This window comes from Klebsiella sp. G-Nf4 (assembly GCF_002810615.1).
Lineage (GTDB): Bacteria > Pseudomonadota > Gammaproteobacteria > Enterobacterales > Enterobacteriaceae > Klebsiella > Klebsiella variicola.
In genome coordinates, this window is the sequence record NZ_PION01000001.1 from 632,383 (window position 1) to 651,571 (window position 19,189).

The 19,189-nt window shown below is 61.8% G+C and carries 21 protein-coding genes; 11 read left to right on the forward strand and 10 right to left on the reverse strand.

The window, feature by feature from the left end; translation table 11 throughout:
• Positions 1 to 215: 215 nt before the first annotated feature.
• The 3 genes from uraH to CWM57_RS03135 are packed head-to-tail and all read right to left on the reverse strand — an operon-like array spanning position 216 to position 2,396.
• Positions 216 to 542, reverse strand: coding sequence for a hydroxyisourate hydrolase (gene uraH, locus CWM57_RS03125; protein WP_074385881.1), 327 nt, complete (start codon positions 540 to 542; stop codon positions 216 to 218).
• Entirely contained in the window at positions 539 to 1,039 is a 501-nt protein-coding gene (gene uraD, locus CWM57_RS03130; protein WP_074385882.1) for a 2-oxo-4-hydroxy-4-carboxy-5-ureidoimidazoline decarboxylase, read from the reverse strand. Before uraD ends, uraH begins: the two co-directional genes overlap by 4 nt.
• A complete protein-coding gene (locus tag CWM57_RS03135) occupies positions 1,017 to 2,396 on the reverse strand; it encodes a nucleobase:cation symporter-2 family protein (RefSeq protein ID WP_074385883.1) in 1,380 nt (459 codons plus the stop codon). The genes uraD and CWM57_RS03135 overlap by 23 nt, the downstream gene beginning before the upstream one ends.
• A 345-nt stretch (positions 2,397 to 2,741) precedes the next feature.
• Here CWM57_RS03135 and hpxO point away from each other — a divergent pair, with 345 nt between their 5' ends.
• Positions 2,742 to 3,896, forward strand: coding sequence for an FAD-dependent urate hydroxylase HpxO (hpxO, locus tag CWM57_RS03140; protein WP_061154625.1), 1,155 nt, complete (start codon positions 2,742 to 2,744; stop codon positions 3,894 to 3,896).
• Here hpxO and hpxR read toward each other — a convergent pair.
• On the reverse strand, positions 3,877 to 4,800 hold the full coding sequence (hpxR, locus tag CWM57_RS03145) for a LysR family hpxDE operon transcriptional regulator HpxR (RefSeq protein WP_008804925.1): 924 nt from the start codon (positions 4,798 to 4,800) through the stop codon (positions 3,877 to 3,879). The genes hpxO and hpxR overlap by 20 nt on opposite strands.
• Before the next feature lie 125 nt (positions 4,801 to 4,925).
• On the opposite strand from hpxR, the gene hpxD reads away from it, so the two are divergent.
• Both hpxD and hpxE read left to right on the forward strand, forming a co-directional pair.
• Positions 4,926 to 5,963 carry a molybdenum cofactor-independent xanthine hydroxylase subunit HpxD gene (gene hpxD, locus CWM57_RS03150; protein WP_100675603.1) on the forward strand — a complete coding sequence of 346 codons (1,038 nt, stop codon included), beginning with the start codon at positions 4,926 to 4,928 and terminating at the stop codon, positions 5,961 to 5,963.
• An 11-nt stretch (positions 5,964 to 5,974) separates the two neighbouring features.
• Positions 5,975 to 6,949: a molybdenum cofactor-independent xanthine hydroxylase subunit HpxE gene (gene hpxE, locus CWM57_RS03155; RefSeq protein WP_100675604.1), complete on the forward strand. Its 975-nt coding sequence runs from the start codon at positions 5,975 to 5,977 to the stop codon at positions 6,947 to 6,949.
• On the opposite strand, the gene CWM57_RS03160 is transcribed toward hpxE, so the two are convergent.
• Positions 6,926 to 8,164 (reverse strand): MFS transporter, encoded by a 1,239-nt coding sequence (locus CWM57_RS03160; RefSeq protein WP_100675605.1) that lies wholly within the window; start codon positions 8,162 to 8,164, stop codon positions 6,926 to 6,928. The genes hpxE and CWM57_RS03160 overlap by 24 nt on opposite strands.
• Positions 8,165 to 8,269: 105 nt before the next feature.
• Between CWM57_RS03160 and CWM57_RS03165 the strand changes: the two genes are divergently transcribed.
• Complete coding sequence (locus CWM57_RS03165) at positions 8,270 to 9,214, forward strand: AraC family transcriptional regulator (RefSeq protein WP_100630388.1); 945 nt, start codon at positions 8,270 to 8,272, stop codon at positions 9,212 to 9,214.
• Between the two features lie 9 nt (positions 9,215 to 9,223).
• Here CWM57_RS03165 and CWM57_RS03170 read toward each other — a convergent pair whose 3' ends face one another.
• The 3 genes from CWM57_RS03170 to CWM57_RS03180 form a co-directional block, all read right to left on the reverse strand.
• On the reverse strand, positions 9,224 to 9,979 hold the full coding sequence (locus tag CWM57_RS03170; protein WP_100630386.1) for a VOC family protein: 756 nt from the start codon (positions 9,977 to 9,979) through the stop codon (positions 9,224 to 9,226).
• Between the two features lie 177 nt (positions 9,980 to 10,156).
• Entirely contained in the window at positions 10,157 to 10,468 is a 312-nt protein-coding gene (locus tag CWM57_RS03175; RefSeq protein WP_004205936.1) for a cupin domain-containing protein, read from the reverse strand.
• Between the two features lie 21 nt (positions 10,469 to 10,489).
• Positions 10,490 to 10,753 (reverse strand): VF530 family DNA-binding protein, encoded by a 264-nt coding sequence (locus CWM57_RS03180; protein ID WP_002904643.1) that lies wholly within the window; start codon positions 10,751 to 10,753, stop codon positions 10,490 to 10,492.
• Positions 10,754 to 11,036: 283 nt separating this feature from the next.
• Between CWM57_RS03180 and CWM57_RS03185 the strand changes: the two genes are divergently transcribed.
• From CWM57_RS03185 to CWM57_RS03200, 4 genes are read left to right on the forward strand one after another with little or no spacing between them, the layout of a single operon-like run.
• Positions 11,037 to 12,065 carry an isopenicillin N synthase family dioxygenase gene (locus CWM57_RS03185; protein WP_032435343.1) on the forward strand — a complete coding sequence of 343 codons (1,029 nt, stop codon included), beginning with the start codon at positions 11,037 to 11,039 and terminating at the stop codon, positions 12,063 to 12,065.
• A gap of 23 nt (positions 12,066 to 12,088) precedes the next feature.
• A complete protein-coding gene (locus CWM57_RS03190; RefSeq protein ID WP_100630384.1) occupies positions 12,089 to 12,895 on the forward strand; it encodes a MetQ/NlpA family ABC transporter substrate-binding protein in 807 nt (268 codons plus the stop codon).
• Positions 12,892 to 13,683 (forward strand): methionine ABC transporter ATP-binding protein, encoded by a 792-nt coding sequence (locus tag CWM57_RS03195; RefSeq protein ID WP_074385890.1) that lies wholly within the window; start codon positions 12,892 to 12,894, stop codon positions 13,681 to 13,683. Before CWM57_RS03190 ends, CWM57_RS03195 begins: the two co-directional genes overlap by 4 nt.
• Positions 13,680 to 14,339: a methionine ABC transporter permease gene (locus tag CWM57_RS03200; RefSeq protein WP_004217626.1), complete on the forward strand. Its 660-nt coding sequence runs from the start codon at positions 13,680 to 13,682 to the stop codon at positions 14,337 to 14,339. Before CWM57_RS03195 ends, CWM57_RS03200 begins: the two co-directional genes overlap by 4 nt.
• A 10-nt stretch (positions 14,340 to 14,349) precedes the next feature.
• Here the strand turns inward: CWM57_RS03200 and CWM57_RS03205 are convergent, their stop codons facing one another.
• Entirely contained in the window at positions 14,350 to 15,408 is a 1,059-nt protein-coding gene (locus tag CWM57_RS03205) for a nitronate monooxygenase (protein WP_227520633.1), read from the reverse strand.
• 89 nt (positions 15,409 to 15,497) lie between these two features.
• On the opposite strand from CWM57_RS03205, the gene CWM57_RS03210 reads away from it, so the two are divergent.
• The gene (locus CWM57_RS03210; protein WP_100699625.1) at positions 15,498 to 16,343 is read left to right on the forward strand and encodes a LysR family transcriptional regulator; all 846 of its coding nucleotides are present in this window, start codon (positions 15,498 to 15,500) and stop codon (positions 16,341 to 16,343) included.
• 447 nt (positions 16,344 to 16,790) lie between these two features.
• Entirely contained in the window at positions 16,791 to 17,216 is a 426-nt protein-coding gene (locus CWM57_RS03215; protein ID WP_061154633.1) for a VOC family protein, read from the forward strand.
• 38 nt (positions 17,217 to 17,254) lie between these two features.
• On the opposite strand, the gene CWM57_RS03220 is transcribed toward CWM57_RS03215, so the two are convergent.
• Positions 17,255 to 17,713 (reverse strand): VOC family protein, encoded by a 459-nt coding sequence (locus tag CWM57_RS03220; protein WP_100675608.1) that lies wholly within the window; start codon positions 17,711 to 17,713, stop codon positions 17,255 to 17,257.
• Positions 17,714 to 17,930: 217 nt separating this feature from the next.
• On the opposite strand from CWM57_RS03220, the gene CWM57_RS03225 reads away from it, so the two are divergent.
• Complete coding sequence (locus tag CWM57_RS03225; protein ID WP_100675609.1) at positions 17,931 to 19,118, forward strand: MFS transporter; 1,188 nt, start codon at positions 17,931 to 17,933, stop codon at positions 19,116 to 19,118.
• Positions 19,119 to 19,189: the final 71 nt, after the last annotated feature.

Consider the following 19,189-nt stretch of genomic DNA (forward strand, 5'->3'; position numbering starts at 1 on the left):
CTATCGGGATAAGTCTGGTTTTATACCCGACAGGGGATAATGTCAAGGTTATCCCCTAGTAGGGATAAAAGGATAATTATCCTTGCGTGGGGATAAAACAGGAAGGATGGTGGCCGAAGAAACCTGTAGATGCCCGGTTGCGGCTACGCCTTACCGGGCCTACGGGTCATGTAGGCCGGGCAAGCGCAGCGCCGCCCGGCAACAGGCAGCCGGATTTAGCTACCGCGGTAGGTCGACCACCCGCCCGGGGCGATGAGAAACGGCAGATGGAAATGGTCATCTGCCGCCTCGCCGATGACAAAATCAATCTGCGCCCGGGTAAAGACGCTCTCGCGCCCGGCGCGGGTAAACCACGCCCCGGTTTCCGCCGTTAAGCAATAGCTCCCCGCCGGCAGCGGTGCGGCGCTAAAGGTGGCGATACGTCCCTGGGCGTTGGTCACCAGGTGCACCAGCGTCTCGCCCTCCCGGCTCAGGCTAACCGTCACGCCTTCCGCCGGCCTGCCGGTGGAAATATCCAGAATATGGGTGCTCAGGGTACTCATTCGCCAATCACTCCTTCCAGTCTTAACATCGTAATCTCTCGCAGCTGGGCAAGCGCCTCAGCCACTTCTTCGTCGGCGGTATGCTGCAGCCGGCGCGTCAGCGCCTGTAAAATCGCTTCGCCGCTGCGCCCTTTGGCGCGGATTAAAAACACCCGGCCAAAACGGGCCTCGTAGCGGGCATTGCCCTCCTGCAGGGCCTGCGCGAGCCGCTCATTCTCGCTGTCCACCGCCGACTGTTCCTGGCGCGACAGCGCCGCGTGCGCCTGGCTGCCGGTCGGCTTTTCACCGATTCGCGGATGGGCGCTGAGCGCCGCGTTCAGCTCGTCCTCTCCCCAGTAATCCATCGCCTCACGGGCGGTCTGCAGTAGCGCCTGGCGGCTGGCGAAAGGTCGCAAGCTCACCAGCGTCTCGCCCCAGGCCGGGATCGCCACGCAGGGGGCCAGCAGCCCCACTGCCTCATCTATACTCAGGCCGTTAAACTGACTCAGCGCGATCATCCTGACTCCTTATCGTTTTCGTCGCCGCCTGCTCCTGCGGCAGAATAAGGTTCAGCGCTATCGCTACCAGCCCACCGCTGGTGGCCGCCGAACCGAACAGATCGCCGACCATCGGCGGAAAATGGCTGAGAAACGCCGGCACCGACTCGACGCCAAGGCCAGCACCAAATGCCAGCCCCACAATCAGCACATCGCGACGACTCAGCGGGGTCTGGGTAATAATCCGGATCCCGGCCGCCACTACACAGCCAAACATCACCATCGTGGCGCCCCCCAGCACCGGCGCCGGGATCTGCCGCAGCAGTTCGCCTACCGGGGGAAACAGTCCAAGCAGGATCAGAATCACGCCAATGTAGCGTCCGACATAGCGGCTGGCCACCCCGGTCATCTGGATCACGCCGTTGTTCTGCGCGAAGGTGGTGTTGGGAAAAGCACAGAGCATGGCGGCCACCATACAGCTGACGCCGTCCGCCAGGATACCGCCCTTCAGCCGGTTACGAAAAGCGTGATCGTCAATAGACTGTTGCGAAATCAGCGAGTTGGCCGTCAGATCGCCAACCGCCTCCAGAATACAGACCAGCGACACCAGGGCGACCGGCAGAAATATCGCGCTGTTAAACTGAAAGCCGAACGGAAACAGCGTCGGCAGGCGAAACAGAGTGTCGCCCAGGCTATGGAGATGGAACTGACCGCTCAGCCCTGCCGCGACGCAGCCCACGGCAATGCCCACCACCACCGAGGAGAGCCGCAGCCAGCGGTTTTTGGCGCAGCTCAGCAGGACGATAACCCCGAGGGTGCCCGCTCCGAGCGCGATATTGCTCATGCTGGCGAAATCCTCGGCCTTTTCCCCACCGCACCAGTTGATGACGCTGACCTTGATCAGGCTGATGCCGATCAGCGCAATCACGCTGCCGGTAATGATGGGAGTAAAGATTTTCTTCAGCGGTTCGATAAAGCGGCTGACAATCACCGGCACCAGAGCGGCGACAAAGTTAACGCCAAACAGCATCGCCATCATATCCTGCGGCCCGCCGCCCTGCGCTTTTACCCACATCCCTCCGGCCACCGTCACGCCGAGGAAGGCGAAGCTGGTGCCCTGCATGCAGATCATCCCGGCGCCAACGCCCCATACCCGACTGGACTGCAGAAAGGTGCCAATGCCCGAGGCCAGCAGCGACATACTGATGAGATACGGCAGCCAGTCGCCAAGCCCGAGGGTAGCGCCGATGATCAGCGGCGGCGTGATGATCCCCACCAGGCCCGCCAGCACATGCTGGAGAGCGCTGAAAAAGGCCGGAAGCGGTGGGATCCGCTGTTCAAGGCCGTAAAGCAGGCCACTGTGATGTTCGTCAGACATGGTGTAATCCCATAGCAAAGAGAAGTGCATGGGCTAGTGCACAAAGCAGGCCAGAGACGACAAAAACGACCAGAAAATTTCATTAATTCTGCAAAATCATTAACTTAAATTACTCTATTTACCTATACCTCCCCACCGATGCTGAACCAGAGCGATGAAACGATAGATTCTCAATGCGACATTGAGAAACTTTTGATTCATAAAAAGGCAACCAATATGTCACATTGCACCGATGCGGTGCGTCATGACCTGTCTCTGTGCCTCTGGCAGGCGGTTTTCCTCCCTCCGGCGAACTGGTACGCAAATTGCTGTAGTCAGTCACAACATCGGGAGAAGGAGAAAAAAATGAAAGCAATCGTGATTGGCGCCGGCATCGGCGGCTTAAGTGCGGCAGTGGCGCTCAAACAGTCGGGGATCGACTGCGACGTCTATGAAGCGGTGAAAGAGATCAAACCGGTCGGCGCGGCGATTTCCGTGTGGCCCAACGGCGTGAAGTGCATGGCCCACCTCGGCATGGGCGACATCATGGAGACCTTCGGCGGGCCGCTGCGCCGGATGGCGTATCGTGATTTCCGCAGCGGCGAGAACATGACCCAGTTCAGTCTCGCCCCGCTGATCGAACGCACCGGCAGCCGCCCCTGCCCGGTCTCCCGGGCAGAGCTGCAGCGGGAAATGCTGGATTTCTGGGGACGGGAAAGCGTGCAGTTCGGCAAACGCGTCACCCGCTGTGAGGAAGATGCCGACGGCGTGACGGTGTGGTTTACCGATGGCAGCAGCGCCAGCGGCGATCTGCTGATTGCCGCCGACGGCAGCCATTCCGCACTGCGTCCGTGGGTGCTGGGCTTTACCCCGCAGCGCCGCTACGCCGGCTACGTCAACTGGAACGGTCTGGTGGAGATAGATGAAGCGCTGGCGCCCGGCGATCAGTGGACCACCTTTGTCGGCGAAGGCAAGCGCGTCTCGTTGATGCCGGTCTCCGACGGCCGGTTTTACTTTTTCTTTGATGTGCCGCTACCGGCAGGGCTGGCGGAGGATCGCGACACGCTGCGCGCCGACCTCAGCCGCTACTTTGCCGGTTGGGCGTCGCCGGTGCAGCAGCTTATCGCCACCCTCGATCCGCAGACCACCAACCGTATTGAAATCCATGATATCGAGCCGTTCAGCCGCCTGGTGCGCGGCCGCGTCGCGCTACTGGGCGACGCCGGACACAGTACCACCCCGGATATTGGCCAGGGGGGCTGCGCGGCGATGGAAGATGCGGTGGTGCTGGGCGCCGTTTTCCGCCAGACCCACGATATTGCGGCCGCCCTGCGCGAGTATGAAGCCCAGCGCTGCGACCGGGTTCGTGACCTGGTGCTGAAGGCGCGCAAGCGCTGCGATATTACCCACGGGAAGGATATGCAGCTCACCGAAGCCTGGTACCAGGAGCTGCGCGAGGAGACCGGGGAGCGCATTATCAACGGCATGTGCGACACCATCCTCAGCGGGCCGCTGGGCTGACCGTCGCCATGGATTCAATCACCGCACTCAGCGTCTGAATGGCCATTTGCGCGGGCCGCGAAAGCTGACGCGAGGGTGCGGTGCACAGCGCCAGGGTCAGCGGTCGCAGCAGCGTACTGCGCAGCGGGATAAAGGCCAGCTGTCCGCGCTGGACCTCGTCCAGCACGTCGAGCAGGCTGAGGAGCGTCACGCCGCTGCCGCGCAGCACCAGCGACTTGATGAGCCGGATATCATTGCAGCTGATGGTATTCTCCGGCGCAAAGTCATGGTGGCGATAGAGGAGCGCCACCCGCTCATGGACGATCAGCGGCGCGCCGGGCACGATATGCCGCTCCAGGCTGAGCTCGCCCAATGACAGTGCTTTCGCCCCCGCCAGGGGGTGGTCCGGGCGCATCACAATCCCCACCTCCAGTTCGGCAAAGGCCAGTACGCTGAGTCCGGCCTGCCCCTGCGGATCGAGGATCAGGCCGACGTCCAGGTCCGCCTGACGCACTTTCTGGCTGACGGTGTGGCTGTCGGCGACCTGCAGATCCAGTTCCAGCCACGGCCAGCTGGCGATGATCTCCGCCAGCGCGGCGGCGAAGCCCCCTTCCGCCAGCGCCTGCACCATCCCAACGCTGACGCTCCCGCGCTTCATCCCCTGCAGCTCATCAAATTTCTGCCGGGTTTGACGAAATTCCTTCTGCCAGCGCAGCAGATTGTCATACAGCAGTTCACCGGCGGTGGTCATCCGCAGTCCCTCCGGCAGGCGCTCGAACAGCGGGGTGCCGAAGGCCTCCTCGGCCTGCAGGATCTGGCGGTTAATCGCCGAGGCGGAGATATGCAGCTGCTCGGCGGCCCGGCGCAAGCTGCCGCAGCGGGCCACGGCGATAAAATAGTGCGCGAAACGGGAAAATGGACTCATGGCACCCCTGTACTCTTTTTTGCAACAGCTGAGTGAATTAATGGTGATGGATGTGAACACCCTAATATGACAACAATAATCTCACAACAATAAAACAATCACCGATGTGAGCAGGAAGAGAAATCATGAAGACAATCACCCCCACGCCCCCCGCCCATTGCACCTTTGATCCAGAGGACTGGCTGCGGCTGGCCCGCTGCTGGCACCCGGTGGCCCGCGCCTGCGATATTACCGGCGCCCCGGTGAAAGCCACCCTGCTGGACGAACAGCTGGTCATCTACCGTATTAAAGGCCAGGTGGTGGTCGCCCGCGACGTCTGCCCGCACCGCGGGGTGCCGCTGACCCTGGGGTTTCATGAAGAGGAAGGCATCGTCTGCCCCTATCATGGCCTGCGCTTTGGCGAGGATGGCCGCTGCAACCGTATCCCCTCCAGCCCGGGGCAACCCATTCCGGCCAAACTGCATCTCACCAGCTTCGCCGTGGAGGAGCGCTACGGGCTGATCTGGACCTGCCTGGCCTGCGATCCGGACAATCCGCCGCCGTTACCGACCATGCCGCACTGGGACGACGCGGGATTTCAGCAAATCAACTGCCCGGCCTTCGAGGTGAAGGGGTTTGCTGGCCGCCAGGTCGAAGGCTTTCTCGATGTCGCCCACTTCGCGTGGATCCACACCAACACCTTCGCCGATCCGGACAACCAGCAGGTGCCGGACTACACCCCGCAGGAGACGCCGTTCGGCTTTGTTGCCGACTACTGGAGCTCGGTGGGCAATTACCCGGCCAGCTCCGATTTCCGCGCGCCGGAAGGGTTCCTGTGGCTGCGTCACTTTGAAATGCATCTGCCGTTCACCGCTACGCTGACCATCCATTTTCCCGCCGACGCCAGGCTGGTGATCATGAACGCCGCCTCGCCGGTATCGTCACGGGTGACGCGGATGTTTGCCCCTATTGCCCGCAATTTCGACCTGCACGTGCCGGTGGAAGACGTACATGCCTTCAACCTGCGGGTGTTCGAAGAGGACCGCCTGATGGTAGAGACCCAGCGTCCGGAGCGGCTGCCGCTGGATCTCACCCTTGAGGCGCATATTCCGGCAGACCGCAGCTCCATCGCCTACCGGCGCGGGCTGAAGAAGATGGGTTTTGGCGATTTCTTTCTGGTATGAGTGGAGGTCATATGCGCGACATATTCCCCGTGGTGGTCGATGGCCTGTGGCGTCAGGGCGCGAAAAATCTGGCCGTTCGTCTGGTGAGCGCCGAGGGGCAACCGCTGCCGGCGTGGACGCCCGGCGCCCATATCGATCTCCATCTTCCCTGCGGGCTGATCCGCCAGTACTCCCTGACCGGCAGCCCGGCCGAACGGGATCACTATCTGCTCTGCATCGCCCGCGAGGCGCAGTCCCGCGGTGGCTCAGGCTATGTCCACGACACCCTGCGCCCGGGACAACCGCTGATGATCTCTGCCCCGCGCAACCACTTTCCGCTGCACGAGGGCGGCCATGTGGTGCTTCTCGCCGCCGGGATCGGCATTACGCCACTGCTGGCGATGGCCCACGCCCGGGCGGCGTCCGGCGCCAGCTTTACGCTGCACTATTACGTTAGCCGTGCGCAGGAGGCCGCCTTCGCCACCGAGATCGCCCGCCAGCTAACCGGTGGAATCTGCCAGATCCACTGCTCAGACGAGGGGCAGAGTCCGCGCCAGCGGCTGGCGCAGGATCTGGGGGCTCCGGACGCCGACACCCGGGTCTACTTCTGCGGTCCGCCCGGATTTATGGCCCGGGTTCGCGATACCGCGCGGGCGGCCGGATGGGAGGAGGCGCAATTGCACAGCGAAGCGTTCCAGCCGCCCGCCCCGACGGCAGCGTCGGCGGCGGACGGAACCTTCACCATCACCCTCGCCTCCACCGGGGAACGCTGGCCGGTCCCGGGGGACAAAACCATCGCCCAGGTGCTACAGGAGCATGGCGTCGCGGTGCCGCTCTCCTGCGAGATGGGGATCTGCGGCGCCTGCCTGACGCCGGTGCGGGAGGGAATTGTCGACCACCGGGATACCGTGCAGTCGGAGGCGGAAAAACAGGCCGCAGAGCAGCATATTGCGCTGTGCTGCTCCCGCAGCCTGTCGGCCAATTTAGTTATCGATCTCGCGGGATAAGCGGCCCGTCTCCGGCTGGTCAGCGCTGGCGACCGGTTTCACCCGCACGGCGGCGAAAACAATCACCATCGCGCTCAACAGCAGCAGACCGCTGCCGGTGAAGACGCCGCTGGCGCCGTGCAAATCAAACACCGCCCCGCCGCCGGCGGCCCCGGCGCTGATGGCCAGCTGAATAGAGGCGACCAGCAGACCGCCCGCGCTTTCTGCTTCATCCGGCACGGTGGTGGCAAGCCAGGTGGACCAAGCCACCGGCACCAGACCGAAGGCAAATCCCCACAGGGCGACCAGCAGCCCGTCCAGCATGGTCAGATGGCCAAACGTCACCATCAGCAGCGCCAGAACGCTCATCATCAACGGCACCAGCGCCAGGGTCAGGCGCAGGCTACGGCTCAGCAGATAGCTCGCCACCGAGGTGCCGATAAAGTTAGCGATACCGAAGCCGAGCAATATCAGCGAGACCCCTTCGACACTGGCCTGCGCAACGGTCTCAAGGAACGGCCGCAGGTAGGTAAAGAAGGCGAAATGGCCGCTAAAAATCAGGATTGTCGCCAGCATGCCGCCCAGCATACCGGGACGGCGCAGCACCCTGAACAGCGTGGAGAAGGTCCCGACGTTCTCCGGACGCATGGAGGGCAGCACCCACAGTTGCCAGAGCAGCGCCAGCAGGCTGGGTATCGCACAGAGAATAAATACGTTGCGCCAGCCGATCAGCTCGCCAAGATAGCTGCCGAGCGGCGCGGCTACCACCGTAGCGACAGACACCGCGGAAAAGATGATCGCCAGCGCCTTCGGCACATGGGCCGCCGGCACCAGACGCATCGCCGTGGCAGTGGACATCGCCCAGAAGCCGCCGATGGCGACCCCCAGCAGCAGACGACCCAGCAGAAGAAACGCCAGCGAATCGGCAAAAGCGACCATCAGGCTGGAGACTATTTGCAGCACGGAAAAGAACATCAGCACCCAGCGGCGATCGATATTGCGGGTGGCGGTGGCGATCAGCAGGCCGGTGACTAACGCCACCAGCGCCGTCGCGGTGACCGCCTGTCCGGCCATCCCTTCACTGACGCCGAGGCTGCTGGCCATCGGCGTTAACAGGCTGGCGGGCAGAAACTCGGCCACGATCAGGCCGAACACCCCGAGGGCCAGGGCATAGACGGCGCGCCAGGCAGGTTTGGCGGGAGACAGGCTCGCGTCAGCAGCTATGCAGGAACTCATATACAACTCTCCAGTTTTATTAACATCCTGGTCATCTTAGGGACTTACCTTCGGACGATATATGATGCATACTCTTCAGTTATTGATTATTCGTCCGGAATTACCATGAGCCAGCCTACTATCGACCTGACCAGCGAACTGTTACGCGGTATGCGCCTCTCCGGCGTTAACTACCGGCGCATCGAAACCGCACGCCCGTTCGGTGTCGGCTTTAGCGCCGTGGCGGGCAAAGCCCAGTTCCATTTCATCAGCCGCGGGCCGGTGCTGCTGCGCATGGCCAGTGGAGAACAGTTCACCCTCGAGAGCGGCGATGCGCTGTTTATTCCCAACGGCGACGGGCACGCCCTGCTCTCGGATCCGCAGGCCACGGTGGTCAATGTGGCCCAGCTACCCAGCGAAACGGTGTGCAGCACAGTGAGCTGTATCAACGCCGGCGGCCGCCCGGACTGCCCGGAGCGCGCCGTCATTTTCAGCGGTTGTATGGACTTTGAGCTCGGCGGCATGCAGCCGCTGGTAAAGGCCATGCCCGAGGTGATGCGGGTCAGCAGCCTGCTAAACACCTGGCCGGAGATCCAGCCGCTGCTGGTGGCAATGGAGCGGGAATCCCTCACCCGCCAGGTAGGCTATGCCGGGATCCTCGCCCGGCTGGCGGACGTGGTGGCCGCGCTGATTGTCCGTGGCTGGGTAGAGTGCGGATGTGGCAACGCCACCGGTTGGGTACAGGTCCTGCGCGATCCCCGGCTGGCAAAAGCGATCTATGCCATGCATCAGCGCCCGGGGGTCAACTGGAAAGTGGAAGATCTGGCGCGGGAGGCGGGGCTTTCACGCTCGCTGTTCGCGGAACGTTTTCTCGCCGCGACAGACACCACCCCCGCCCGCTATCTGACCGAGCTGCGTATGCGGCTGGCGGTGCAGTACATTACCCACGAAGGCCAGGCGCTGGAAACGGTCGCCTTCAGCCTCGGGTATCAATCGCTGGCGGCCTTCAGCCGGGCCTTCAAACGCATCACCGGCCAGCCGCCGGGGGCCCTGCGCGCCACGGCACGCTAGATTCAGCTTTTATGTAAAGCGATACACGCCGTTGCCGACGCGAAAGCGCTGTCCCTTAAGCGCCGGGTTGGCGACGCGAAACACCAGTTCGGTCAGCTGGTTGGCGGGTCCTTCGCGGAAAGTAAACCACTGGCCGCCCACGTCCAGTCCCTGCTCCCCCTGGGGCGGGAAGCCCAGCAGCGCCTGCCAGCGATCGCGCACCGCCTGCGGATTGACCACCTCGAACACCGCCTGCTCAAGCGCAATGTCGCCCAGCGGATGCGGCACGTCCAGCTCCTGGGAACGCAGCCGCGCCAGCCGGGTGGTATCGTCTTCTCCCCACTGCAGCACAAATGGATAGACCAGCCCGTCAGTGTCGCCATCGATGGTGAAGATCCGCCAGCGGATGACATTGCCCTGCGGATCGTTGCGCTGACCATCGACAATCGGTGACACCGCCAACCCCTTGCGACGCAACTGGTCATGAGTGGCCTCGATGTCGTCGCTGCGCAGCGCTACCCGAAACAGCGCTTCGTTCTCCGGCAGCAACCGCTCGGCATCCCGCGAAAGCAGGAACCTGTCCGTCGCGGCGCGCAGTTCGTCCGGGTCGGAAATGGCGAGGAATTCGATATAGGTCAGGCCAAAATAGCTCAGCGCATTGCGGGTTCCCCACCCCGGATGACGCCCTCCGGCCACCGCCCGCAGCTGCTGGTCGGCAAAGGTCTGAATGGCCGCTTCCGGCTGATTCACAAACTGTACTGCGTGGTCCCACTGCAAGGTTGCCATGATCTCTCCCGCGATTGTGCCTGGTCAGGCGCCTGCGGCAAAAGATAGTGCTGGGGTGAAGGGAATGGCAAACAAGAATTAAATATATCGAAAGCAGGATAAGTGATTTATATCAACGCGGTATGTTGAATCTGACCGGTGATGAAACGGCGGGCTAAGAACCGCCCGCCGGGAGGATCAGACCGACCCTTCTTTCTCGATCACCAGAATACGCGCCGCCCCCTGCGGATGGGCGACATGCTCGCATCCCACCTCGGCGTAGAAGATATCGCCAGCGTTCAGCATGATGACCTGCTCCTCGCCGTCGACTTTCACATGCATCGCCACCTGACCATCCATCACGGCAAACACCTCCTGACCATCGTTGATGTGCCAGATATAGGGTTGGTCGGTCCAGTGCAGACGCACGGTGGTCCCGGAAAAATTGGCGATATCCAGCGCGCCCCACGCGCGGTCGGCGGTGAAATCTTTACTGCTCCAGCTCTGCATGATGGTGTCCTGTGGTAAGGGTTATTTTTTCTGCCAGTTTGCCCAGGGATCCGCTTTCTCCACCGGCGCGTCATCATCAAGGGAGGCGAGATACATGGCCTCCACCTCTTTGCGCGCCCACGGCGTCCGGCGGAGAAATTTGAGGCTGGACTTAATGCTGGGATCGCTTTTAAAGCAGTTAATGTTGACCTGGCGGGCCATTTCCGCCCAGCCATAGCGCGCCACCAGGGCATTGAGCAACGCTTCCAGCGTCACGCCGTGCAGAGGATCTTTCGAGCTGTGCATTACGATACGTCCGTTCCGCATTAAAAAAGTGCGCCTACCTTACTGGCTCTGACCGACGGGCGCAACCGGCTTCATTACGCGCTTCGCGCCTATATCTATTTAACGCAAAAGCAATGAACCCCGCGCGGTCATAAATTAGAAAATAACGTTATTGGTTGCTTATTTGGCCTTGAGGCAAGCTGTGTTCAGCCCCGGACAGAGGAAATCACCATGCGCTGCTGTTGTGCCCGAACCCTGAACCTGAATCGATCCATAACTTATTACCCCGTTTTCGGAGAACACAATGAACGCGACCACCCTGCCGATTCTCGACCTGGCCCGCTACTCGGACCCCGCGGATAAAGCGGCCTTCCTGGCCGACCTGCGTCACGCCGCCCGCGACATCGGCTTCTTCTATTTGATCAACCACGGTGTGGACGACGCGCTTCAATATGAAGTTCAGCGCCAGTCCCAACGCTTTTTTGCTCTCGATGAGGCGCAAAAGCAGCAGGTGGCGATGATCCACTCCCCCCATTTTCGCGGCTATAACCGCGCGGCATCGGAGCTAACGCGCGGCCAGCCTGACTGGCGAGAGCAGTTTGATATCGGCGCCGAACGTCCGGCGCTGACCCTCAGCGACGACGCCCCGCGCTGGCAGCGCCTGCAGGGTCCGAATCTGTGGCCTGCCGCCCTGCCGTCGCTTAAACCGGTGTTACTTCACTGGCAACAGCAGATGACCCAGGTGGGCATCCGCCTGCTGCGCGCTTTTGCCGAAGCACTGCAGCTCCCGGAGAATGCCTTTGACCGGCTCTACGGCGAGAAACCCAACGAGCATATCAAACTGATCCGCTATCCCGGCCAGCAGGAGACCCAAAGCAGCCAGGGCGTCGGCGCCCATAAAGATTCCGGTTTTCTCAGCTTCCTGCTGCAGGACGAGCAAAAAGGACTGCAGGTAGAGGTCGCGCCTGGACAATGGATCGACGCCGTGCCGCTGGCCGGCAGCTTTGTGGTCAATATTGGCGAACTGCTGGAGCTGGCGACCAACGGGTATTTGCGCGCCACCGTCCATCGCGTGGTGTCGCCGCCGGCGCAGCAGCAGCGCCTCTCCATCGCTTTCTTCCTCGGTGCCCAGCTTGACGCAGTGGTGCCGGTTTACACCCTGCCGCCCGAACTGGCGCGTGAAGCGCGAGGTCCAGACAGCGACCCGCACAATCCGCTGCTGCGCGATGTCGGCTGGAATTATCTCAAGGGCCGTCTGCGTTCCCATCCGGACGTGGCGGAACGCTACTATCAGGACGTGTTTCGCGAACGCGCCGAGCAATTGATCGTTTAACCATAACTAAAAAGGAACACACCATGAAATATGCCGCTTTTAAACTGGCAGGGGTCGCACTGTCTCTTTCTCTGGCATGGACGTCTGCCCAGGCTGCCGCGCTGCGCGTCGCCGCGGACCCGGTTCCCCACGCGGAGATCCTCAACTACATCAAAAAAATCGATCCCAGCCTCGATCTGAAGGTGGTAGAGCTGACCAGCGGGGTCAACGCCAATGAACTGCTGGCCAGTGGCGATGTGGATGCCAACTACTTCCAGCATGTCCCCTATCTGAAGGATCAGGAAAAAGCACTGGGTAAAACCTTTGCCGTCGCGGCCACCGTTCATATTGAGCCGCTGGGGATCTACTCGCACAAGCATAAAGATTTCTCATCACTGCCGGAAAACGCCACCGTGGCGGTGCCGAATAACACCACTAACCTGAGCCGGGCGCTGTTCCTGCTGCAGGCGCAGAAGCTTATCAAGCTGGATCCCAAATTTAGCGACCCGGCCACCACCCTGGCGACGCCGAAGGATATTGTCGAGAACCCGAAACACCTGAAGATTCTGGAGATTGAATCACCGCAGATCCCGCGTTCTCTCGACGATGTCGACCTGGCGGTGATTAACGGCAACTACGCCCTGGAAGCCGGCCTGGTGCCAGCAAAAGATGCCCTGGGGCTGGAAAGCGCCGAGCATAACCCGTACGCCAATATTCTGGTGACCACCCCAGCCCTGGCGAATGACCCGCGCATTAAGGCGCTGGCGAAAGATCTGACGTCACCGCAGGTGGCGGAGTTTATCCGTAAAACCTACAACGGTTCGGTGATCCCGGTGGCCCCTCAGTCATGATAACCATCGAAGGGCTGAGCAAAACCTACGCCGGAACCGGCCGACCGGCGCTGAACGATATCGCGTTGCAGATACCGAAAGGGGCAATATACGGCATTCTCGGGCGCAGTGGCGCCGGCAAAAGTACGCTCATCCGCTGTCTCAATTTACTGGAGCGGCCCACCTCGGGCCGCATTCTGGTGAACGGACAGGATATTACCCAGTTGAACAAGGCGGCGCTGCGGGATTATCGCCTGCGTACCGGGATGATTTTCCAGCACTTCAATCTGCTGCATGCCCGCACCGTCGCCGACAACGTCGCGGTGCCGCTGGAGATTGCCGGGGTGCCGAGGGCCGCTCGCGAGGCTCGGGTGCGCGAACTGCTGGAGCTGGTGGATCTCAGCGAAAAGGCCGCCGCCTTCCCGTCGCAGCTTTCCGGCGGGCAAAAACAGCGCGTCGGCATCGCCCGGGCGCTGGCCGCCCGGCCGGAAGTGCTGCTGTGCGACGAGGCGACCAGTGCGCTGGATCCCGAGACCACCGCCTCGGTGCTGGCCCTGCTGGCGGATATTAACCAGCGCCTCAATCTGACCATCGTGCTGATTACGCACCAGCTGGAGGTGGTGAAAACCATCTGTGACCATGCGGCGCTGCTGGAACAGGGCGAGATTGTCGAGAGCGGTAAACTCGCCGACCTGCTGGTGACCCCATGGTCGCGGCTGCGCCAGTCGCTACTGCACGACCCGCAGGCTGAACAAGATTTTCTTACCCGTCACGGCGTTCAGGGGAGGCCATTATGCGGAGTAGCATGAGCTGGGAAGATTTGTGGCCGTTATTACTCGACGGCACGCTGGATACGCTTTATATGGTGGGCCTGGCGGCCCTGTTTACCGTGCTGATCGGGCTGCCCACCGGCGTGCTGTTATTTATTTCCCGCGCCAACGGGCTGGCGCCGATGCCGAAACTGAACGCGCTGTTAGGTGCGGTGATCAACATCGGCAGGTCGCTGCCGTTTATCGTGCTGCTGATCGCCCTGATCCCCTTTACCCGCCTGATCGTCGGCACCACGTTGGGCAGCACCGCCGCCATCGTGCCGGTGACCATCGGCGCCTTTCCGTTCTTTGCCCGTCTGACGGAAAACGCGCTCGACGAGGTGGACTACGGGAGAATCGAAGCCATTCTGTCGATGGGCGGTAACGTCTGGCACGTGATTTTTAAATCCCTGCTGCCGGAAGCCCTGCCAACGCTGCTGGCCGGGATCACGCTGACCATCGTGATGCTGATTGGTTTCTCCTCCATGGCTGGTGTGATCGGCGGCGGCGGTCTGGGCGACCTCGCCATCCGCTACGGCTATCAGCGGTTTAATAATGAAGTCATGTTTGGCACGGTGCTGATCCTGGTGGCGATGGTCCAGGGCGTGCAAATGGCCGGCGATCGGCTGGTGCGCAGCCTCGCCCACCGACGCTAACCGTCAGACACTAGTTCCAGCCGCACTCTGCCGCCAGCTGACGAACCAGACTGGCGGCGTCACCCTCGCGGATCAACCCCACACCCTGCCCGGCCCAGTGGGCGCCATACCCATGGACGCCCTGGGCTTTCGCGGCGGCGGCCAGCGCTTTGCCGATATCATACGCCAGCGGATAATCCGGCACGGCGCTCGCCTGACAGGCTTCCCCCAGCGCACAGAAGGCATTCGCCAGACAGCGTGCCGGACGCCCGGATATCGCGGAGGTTAGCACCGTACGCCCGTCAATGCTGTTGTTGATCGCCGCGCGATAACCGGCGTCGGCGGCCGATTCCGGACACAGTAAAAACGCCGTACCGAGCTGAACGCCCTGCGCCCCCAACTGCATTACGCTGGTGATCCCCGCCCCGTCCATGATGCCCCCGGTGGCCACCACCGGGATGGTTAGCCGACGCCGCAGAAGTTGCACCAGGGTGAAGGTGCTCAGTTGGGCATCAGGCTCCTGCGGAGCGAAGATCCCCCGGTGCCCGCCCGCCTCATAGCCCTGAGCGACCACCACGTCGATCCCCTGCTGCTCAATCAGCAGCGCCTCCTGGAGCGAGGTTGCCGTCGCCAGGGTGACAATCCCCTGCTGTCGCAGACGCTGGATCGTCTCACGTTCAGGAAGACCAAAATGAAAACTCACCACCGCCGGAGACAGGTCGAGAAGCAGCTCCAGCATCGGCGCATGACCGATAAATGTCTGGTAGATCTCGCTTAACGAATCCGGTGGCGTACTGCCATAGCGGGCAAAATGGGGGCGCAACGTCTCTGCCCAGTCGGCTTCCCGCCGGGCATCGCGTCGCGGCGGCGCATGGCAGAACAGATTGACATTGAACGGACGGTCCGTCAGCTGGCGGGTGGCGACTATCATCGCTTCCGCCTGGGCAACGGTTGAAGCGCCCAGCCCCAGCGAACCCAGCGCGCCGGCATGACTTACCGCGGCAGCCAGCGCGGGGGTGGAGACGCCCGCCATCGGGGCCTGAATCAGGGGATAATCAATATCAAGAAGCGAAAGCAGCGGGTTGCTCATGGTTTCCTCATGCATTAGCGATGCCGGAGGCTTACCATCTCCTTTAAAGATGATAAGATCAATATCATTTTCATATTGAGAATAAAAATATGAACCACAGCACACTGCAGATCTTTATCCAGGTGGCAGAAACGCAAAGCGTGACGCAGGTAGCGAAACGGCTCGGCCGCGCGCAGTCCAATATCACCACCCGTATTCAGCAGCTGGAAGAGGAACTTGGCGTGGAACTCTTCGTCCGTAGCAACAAAAAGATGGTGCCATCCCCGGCAGGCATTCAGTTTCTCAGCTATGCCCGGCGGATCCTGAGTCTCGCGGAGGAAGCAAAGCAGGCCCTGCATCCAGCGACGCCCGGCGGTACCCTGCGGCTGGGCGCGATGGAGGCAACCGCCGCCAGCCGTCTGCCGCCGCTGCTGACTCGCTTTCAACAGCGGTGCCCGCAGGTAGAGGTGTTGCTGATCACCCAGCCTACCTGCCAGCTGATCGAGCAGGTGGTCAACGCCAGCCTCGATGCCGCGCTGGTCTGCCTGCCCCCGGGGGCTGATGGTCAACCCGCGTGTCCGCCCGAACTGGAATCAGCCCCGGTGTTTTATGAAACTCTGATGGTGGTCCGTCCGCAGACCCCGGGCCCGCTGCGGTTCGCGGCATTCGCCAGCGGCTGCAGCTACCGCGCGCTGGGCGAACGCTGGCTGGCGGCGCAGCAGATGACCGTCGAGGTACATGAGGTGAACTCCTATCACAGCATGCTCGCCTGCGTGGCTTCCGGACGCTACGCCGGCCTGCTGCCGCAGAGCGTGCTGGCGCTGATGACGCTTCCAGAAAACTGCCTTAGCGAACCGCTGTGCGAGGCGACCACCCAACTTATCTGGCGCAACGGATTCAGCGTCCCCGCCCTTAGCGAGTGGCGCAAGCTGTTGCAAAACGTGGCGAACGACTAAGCTGAAAAAGGAAACCGCGATGCACTCGTATGAGGCGTACAAGGGCTCTTCCAGACAAACGCAGGGGCGTTTTGCCGGTACAGTATCAACTCGCGAAAGAATCGCTTTTCGCCAGGTCGCGGCTATGATGCCTCTTTTTTGCCGGGTGGCGGCTGCGCCTGACCCGGCCTACAGGGCTGCGCTTTCAGCTAAAGCGGTTCTTCGGTCCGTAGGCCCGTGCAAGCGCAGCGCCGCCGGGCGCCAGGTCGCGGCTATGATGCCGCTTTTTTGCCGGGTGGCGGCTGCGCCTGACCCGGCCTACAGGGCTGCGCTTTCAGCTAAAGCGATTTTTCGGTCCGTAGGCCCGCGCAAGCGCAGCGCCGCCGGGCGCCAGGTCGCGGCTATGATGCCGTTTTTTTGCCGGGTGGCGGCTACGCCTGACCCGGCCCACGCCTTACGGGAGTCATTATGTCGTTCTGTCATATGCGCATCGCCAGACCGGTCAGTGAACTGGACGCCGCCGCCAGCATGTATTGCGCCGGGCTGGGGCTTCAGCAGCTCGGCAGTTTTACCGATCATGAAGGATTCAGCGGGATAATGCTCGGCGCGCCCGCCGCAGACTGGCATCTGGAATTCACCCACTGTCGCCACCATCCCGTCACTCCCTCGCCAGGAGATGAAGATTTGCTGGTGCTGTATTACCCACAGCAGGCGGAATGGGAAGCACAGTGCGCCGCCATGGACGCCGCCGGATTTCTGCGCGTCACGGCGTTTAACCCTTACTGGGAGGTCAATGGCGTCACTTTCGTCGACCGGGACGGCTATCGCACCGTATTGCAAAACCGCGCTTGGGGAGAAGTGCGAAGCGCTTCCGATCACGAGGAGAGTCAATAACCTCTCTTATGTGTCCTGCGCAGTGCCCGGCGTGGGCGTTAAGGCTCTTCCGCCCGCAGCCACGGCGTCACCGTGAGCCCGGCCAGCAGCCCTTCCGGACTGAGCAATCGGGTGACCGTCTGTCCCCACGGTTCGTCGCGCGCCGCGACGAGCAGGCGGTATCCTTGCTGCTGCAGCCGCGCCGTCGCCGCAGCCAGGTCGCGGACCTCAAACTCAATCCATGCCTGCGGCACCGGCTCCGTCTCCGGCCACTGGTCCTGACCAAAGCAGGACTGCGTCGCCTGCGCCAGCGGCCACAGCGCGAAATGTTTCACCCCGCCGATGGCATCCTGCTCGCTGAGCAGATAAGCCTCGTTACCCGGCATCGGCTTCAGCGGCAACCCCAACGCCTGACAATAGAAGTCACGGCTTTGCGACGTGCTGCGGGTGATGGGACCGAAGCCCGCAATGAACAAAACGTCAATATCAGCGAAATTATCAGCGAAATCGTGGGACATGTTCTCTCCTGAACGCGGCGGTAAGATAACGCCATCATGCCCGTACGCAGGCGCCAGCGGCAAACCCTATTAATGGCGGCATAAGCACAAACACACGCGGCGGTACAGGTGTTTTTTCACAGCGACTTCGTCAGCGACGGATAAAACGCCATCGCGACTCGCCAGCGCCCTCACGGCGCGCTATGCTAAACATCCCTTGTATTAAACACTTATCCCTATGAGCACTTCCGTCAGCACCGCGCAACTCAATTTGCGCATCATTTCGATCGTTGTCTTCACCTGTATCTGCTATCTCTCCATCGGCCTGCCGCTGGCCGTATTGCCGGGATACATTCATTATCAACTGGGCTACAGCACCTTTGTTGCCGGGATTGTGATCAGCCTGCAATACATTTCAACGCTGATCAGTCGACCGCACGCCGGGCGCTATACCGATATCTGGGGCCCGAAAAAAGTGGTCAGTCTCGGGATCATCTGCTGTCTGCTGAGCGGTGCATTTACCCTGTTGGCGGTGCTGCTGCAGGCGACGCCAATGCTGGCCATCGCCGCGCTGCTGGCGGGCCGGGTGTTTCTTGGCGTCGGGGAGAGCTTTACCGCGACCGGCGCCACGCTCTGGGGGATCAAAACCGTCGGCGCGATCCATACCTCGCGGGTGATCTCCTGGAATGGCGTGGCGACCTATGTCGCCATGGCGATCGGGGCGCCGCTGGGGGTCACCCTTAACCACTATTTCGGCATTAGCGGATTTGCCACGGTGGTGGTGGTGGTGGCCGCCATCGGCCTGCTGTTCGCCCGCACCCGCCAGGATGTCAGCGTGACCGCTGGGGTCAGAGCGCCCTTTCACGCGGTGGTACGAAAAATTTGGCCTTATGGCCTGGGGCTGGCCTTTGGTACCGTTGGCTTCGGCGTTATCGCCACCTTCATCACCCTCTATTTTGCGGCGCACAGCTGGCAGGGCGCGGCGTTTACCCTCTCCCTGTTCAGCGTCGGCTTTATCTGCGTCCGCCTGGTGCTGGGAAATACCATTACCCGCTATGGCGGGGTCCCGGTCTCGCTGGTCTGCTTTGTGATCGAGTGTCTTGGCCTGCTGCTGATCTGGCTGGCGCCGTCAGCCTGGGTGGCCGGCGTCGGCGCCTTTCTCACCGGTTCGGGTTTTTCCCTGGTCTTCCCGGCGTTAGGGGTCGAGGCAGTCAAACAGGTGGAAGAGCAAAACCAGGGGACCGCCCTCGGCACCTACTCGGCGTTTCTTGACCTGGCGCTGGGACTCACCGGGCCGCTGGCCGGATGGGTCGCCGGCTTCTACGACCTCGCCACGCTATATCTGTTGGCGGCGATCGTCGTGGTGTTCGCTTTCCTGCTCATTTTACGCGTCCAGCGACAACAGCGAGCCGTCTCAAGGGCGTAATCAGGCCTGGCCCGCGGGTCGCCGCGGGCAAAAAACGAATCGGCAATTGACGACGATTCGGCTTCCATGCC

Excerpts from the sequence above, each read along its gene's own strand:
- CWM57_RS03135 (WP_074385883.1), bottom strand. The coding sequence starts at position 2,396 with ATGTCTGACGAACATCACAGTGGCCTGCTTTACGGCCTTGAACAGCGG.
- hpxD (WP_100675603.1), top strand. The coding sequence starts at position 4,926 with ATGAAGACAATCACCCCCACGCCCCCCGCCCATTGCACCTTTGATCCA.
- uraH (WP_074385881.1), bottom strand. The coding sequence starts at position 542 with ATGAGTACCCTGAGCACCCATATTCTGGATATTTCCACCGGCAGGCCG.
- hpxR (WP_008804925.1), bottom strand. The coding sequence starts at position 4,800 with ATGAGTCCATTTTCCCGTTTCGCGCACTATTTTATCGCCGTGGCCCGC.
- CWM57_RS03190 (WP_100630384.1), top strand. The coding sequence starts at position 12,089 with ATGAAATATGCCGCTTTTAAACTGGCAGGGGTCGCACTGTCTCTTTCT.
- CWM57_RS03175 (WP_004205936.1), bottom strand. The coding sequence starts at position 10,468 with ATGCAGAGCTGGAGCAGTAAAGATTTCACCGCCGACCGCGCGTGGGGC.
- CWM57_RS03200 (WP_004217626.1), top strand. The coding sequence starts at position 13,680 with ATGAGCTGGGAAGATTTGTGGCCGTTATTACTCGACGGCACGCTGGAT.
- CWM57_RS03160 (WP_100675605.1), bottom strand. The coding sequence starts at position 8,164 with ATGAGTTCCTGCATAGCTGCTGACGCGAGCCTGTCTCCCGCCAAACCT.
- CWM57_RS03205 (WP_227520633.1), bottom strand. The coding sequence starts at position 15,408 with ATGAGCAACCCGCTGCTTTCGCTTCTTGATATTGATTATCCCCTGATT.
- hpxE (WP_100675604.1), top strand. The coding sequence starts at position 5,975 with ATGCGCGACATATTCCCCGTGGTGGTCGATGGCCTGTGGCGTCAGGGC.
- CWM57_RS03195 (WP_074385890.1), top strand. The coding sequence starts at position 12,892 with ATGATAACCATCGAAGGGCTGAGCAAAACCTACGCCGGAACCGGCCGA.
- CWM57_RS03180 (WP_002904643.1), bottom strand. The coding sequence starts at position 10,753 with ATGCACAGCTCGAAAGATCCTCTGCACGGCGTGACGCTGGAAGCGTTG.
- CWM57_RS03185 (WP_032435343.1), top strand. The coding sequence starts at position 11,037 with ATGAACGCGACCACCCTGCCGATTCTCGACCTGGCCCGCTACTCGGAC.
- CWM57_RS03170 (WP_100630386.1), bottom strand. The coding sequence starts at position 9,979 with ATGGCAACCTTGCAGTGGGACCACGCAGTACAGTTTGTGAATCAGCCG.
- CWM57_RS03225 (WP_100675609.1), top strand. The coding sequence starts at position 17,931 with ATGAGCACTTCCGTCAGCACCGCGCAACTCAATTTGCGCATCATTTCG.
- CWM57_RS03220 (WP_100675608.1), bottom strand. The coding sequence starts at position 17,713 with ATGTCCCACGATTTCGCTGATAATTTCGCTGATATTGACGTTTTGTTC.
- hpxO (WP_061154625.1), top strand. The coding sequence starts at position 2,742 with ATGAAAGCAATCGTGATTGGCGCCGGCATCGGCGGCTTAAGTGCGGCA.
- CWM57_RS03210 (WP_100699625.1), top strand. The coding sequence starts at position 15,498 with ATGAACCACAGCACACTGCAGATCTTTATCCAGGTGGCAGAAACGCAA.
- CWM57_RS03215 (WP_061154633.1), top strand. The coding sequence starts at position 16,791 with ATGTCGTTCTGTCATATGCGCATCGCCAGACCGGTCAGTGAACTGGAC.
- CWM57_RS03165 (WP_100630388.1), top strand. The coding sequence starts at position 8,270 with ATGAGCCAGCCTACTATCGACCTGACCAGCGAACTGTTACGCGGTATG.
- uraD (WP_074385882.1), bottom strand. The coding sequence starts at position 1,039 with ATGATCGCGCTGAGTCAGTTTAACGGCCTGAGTATAGATGAGGCAGTG.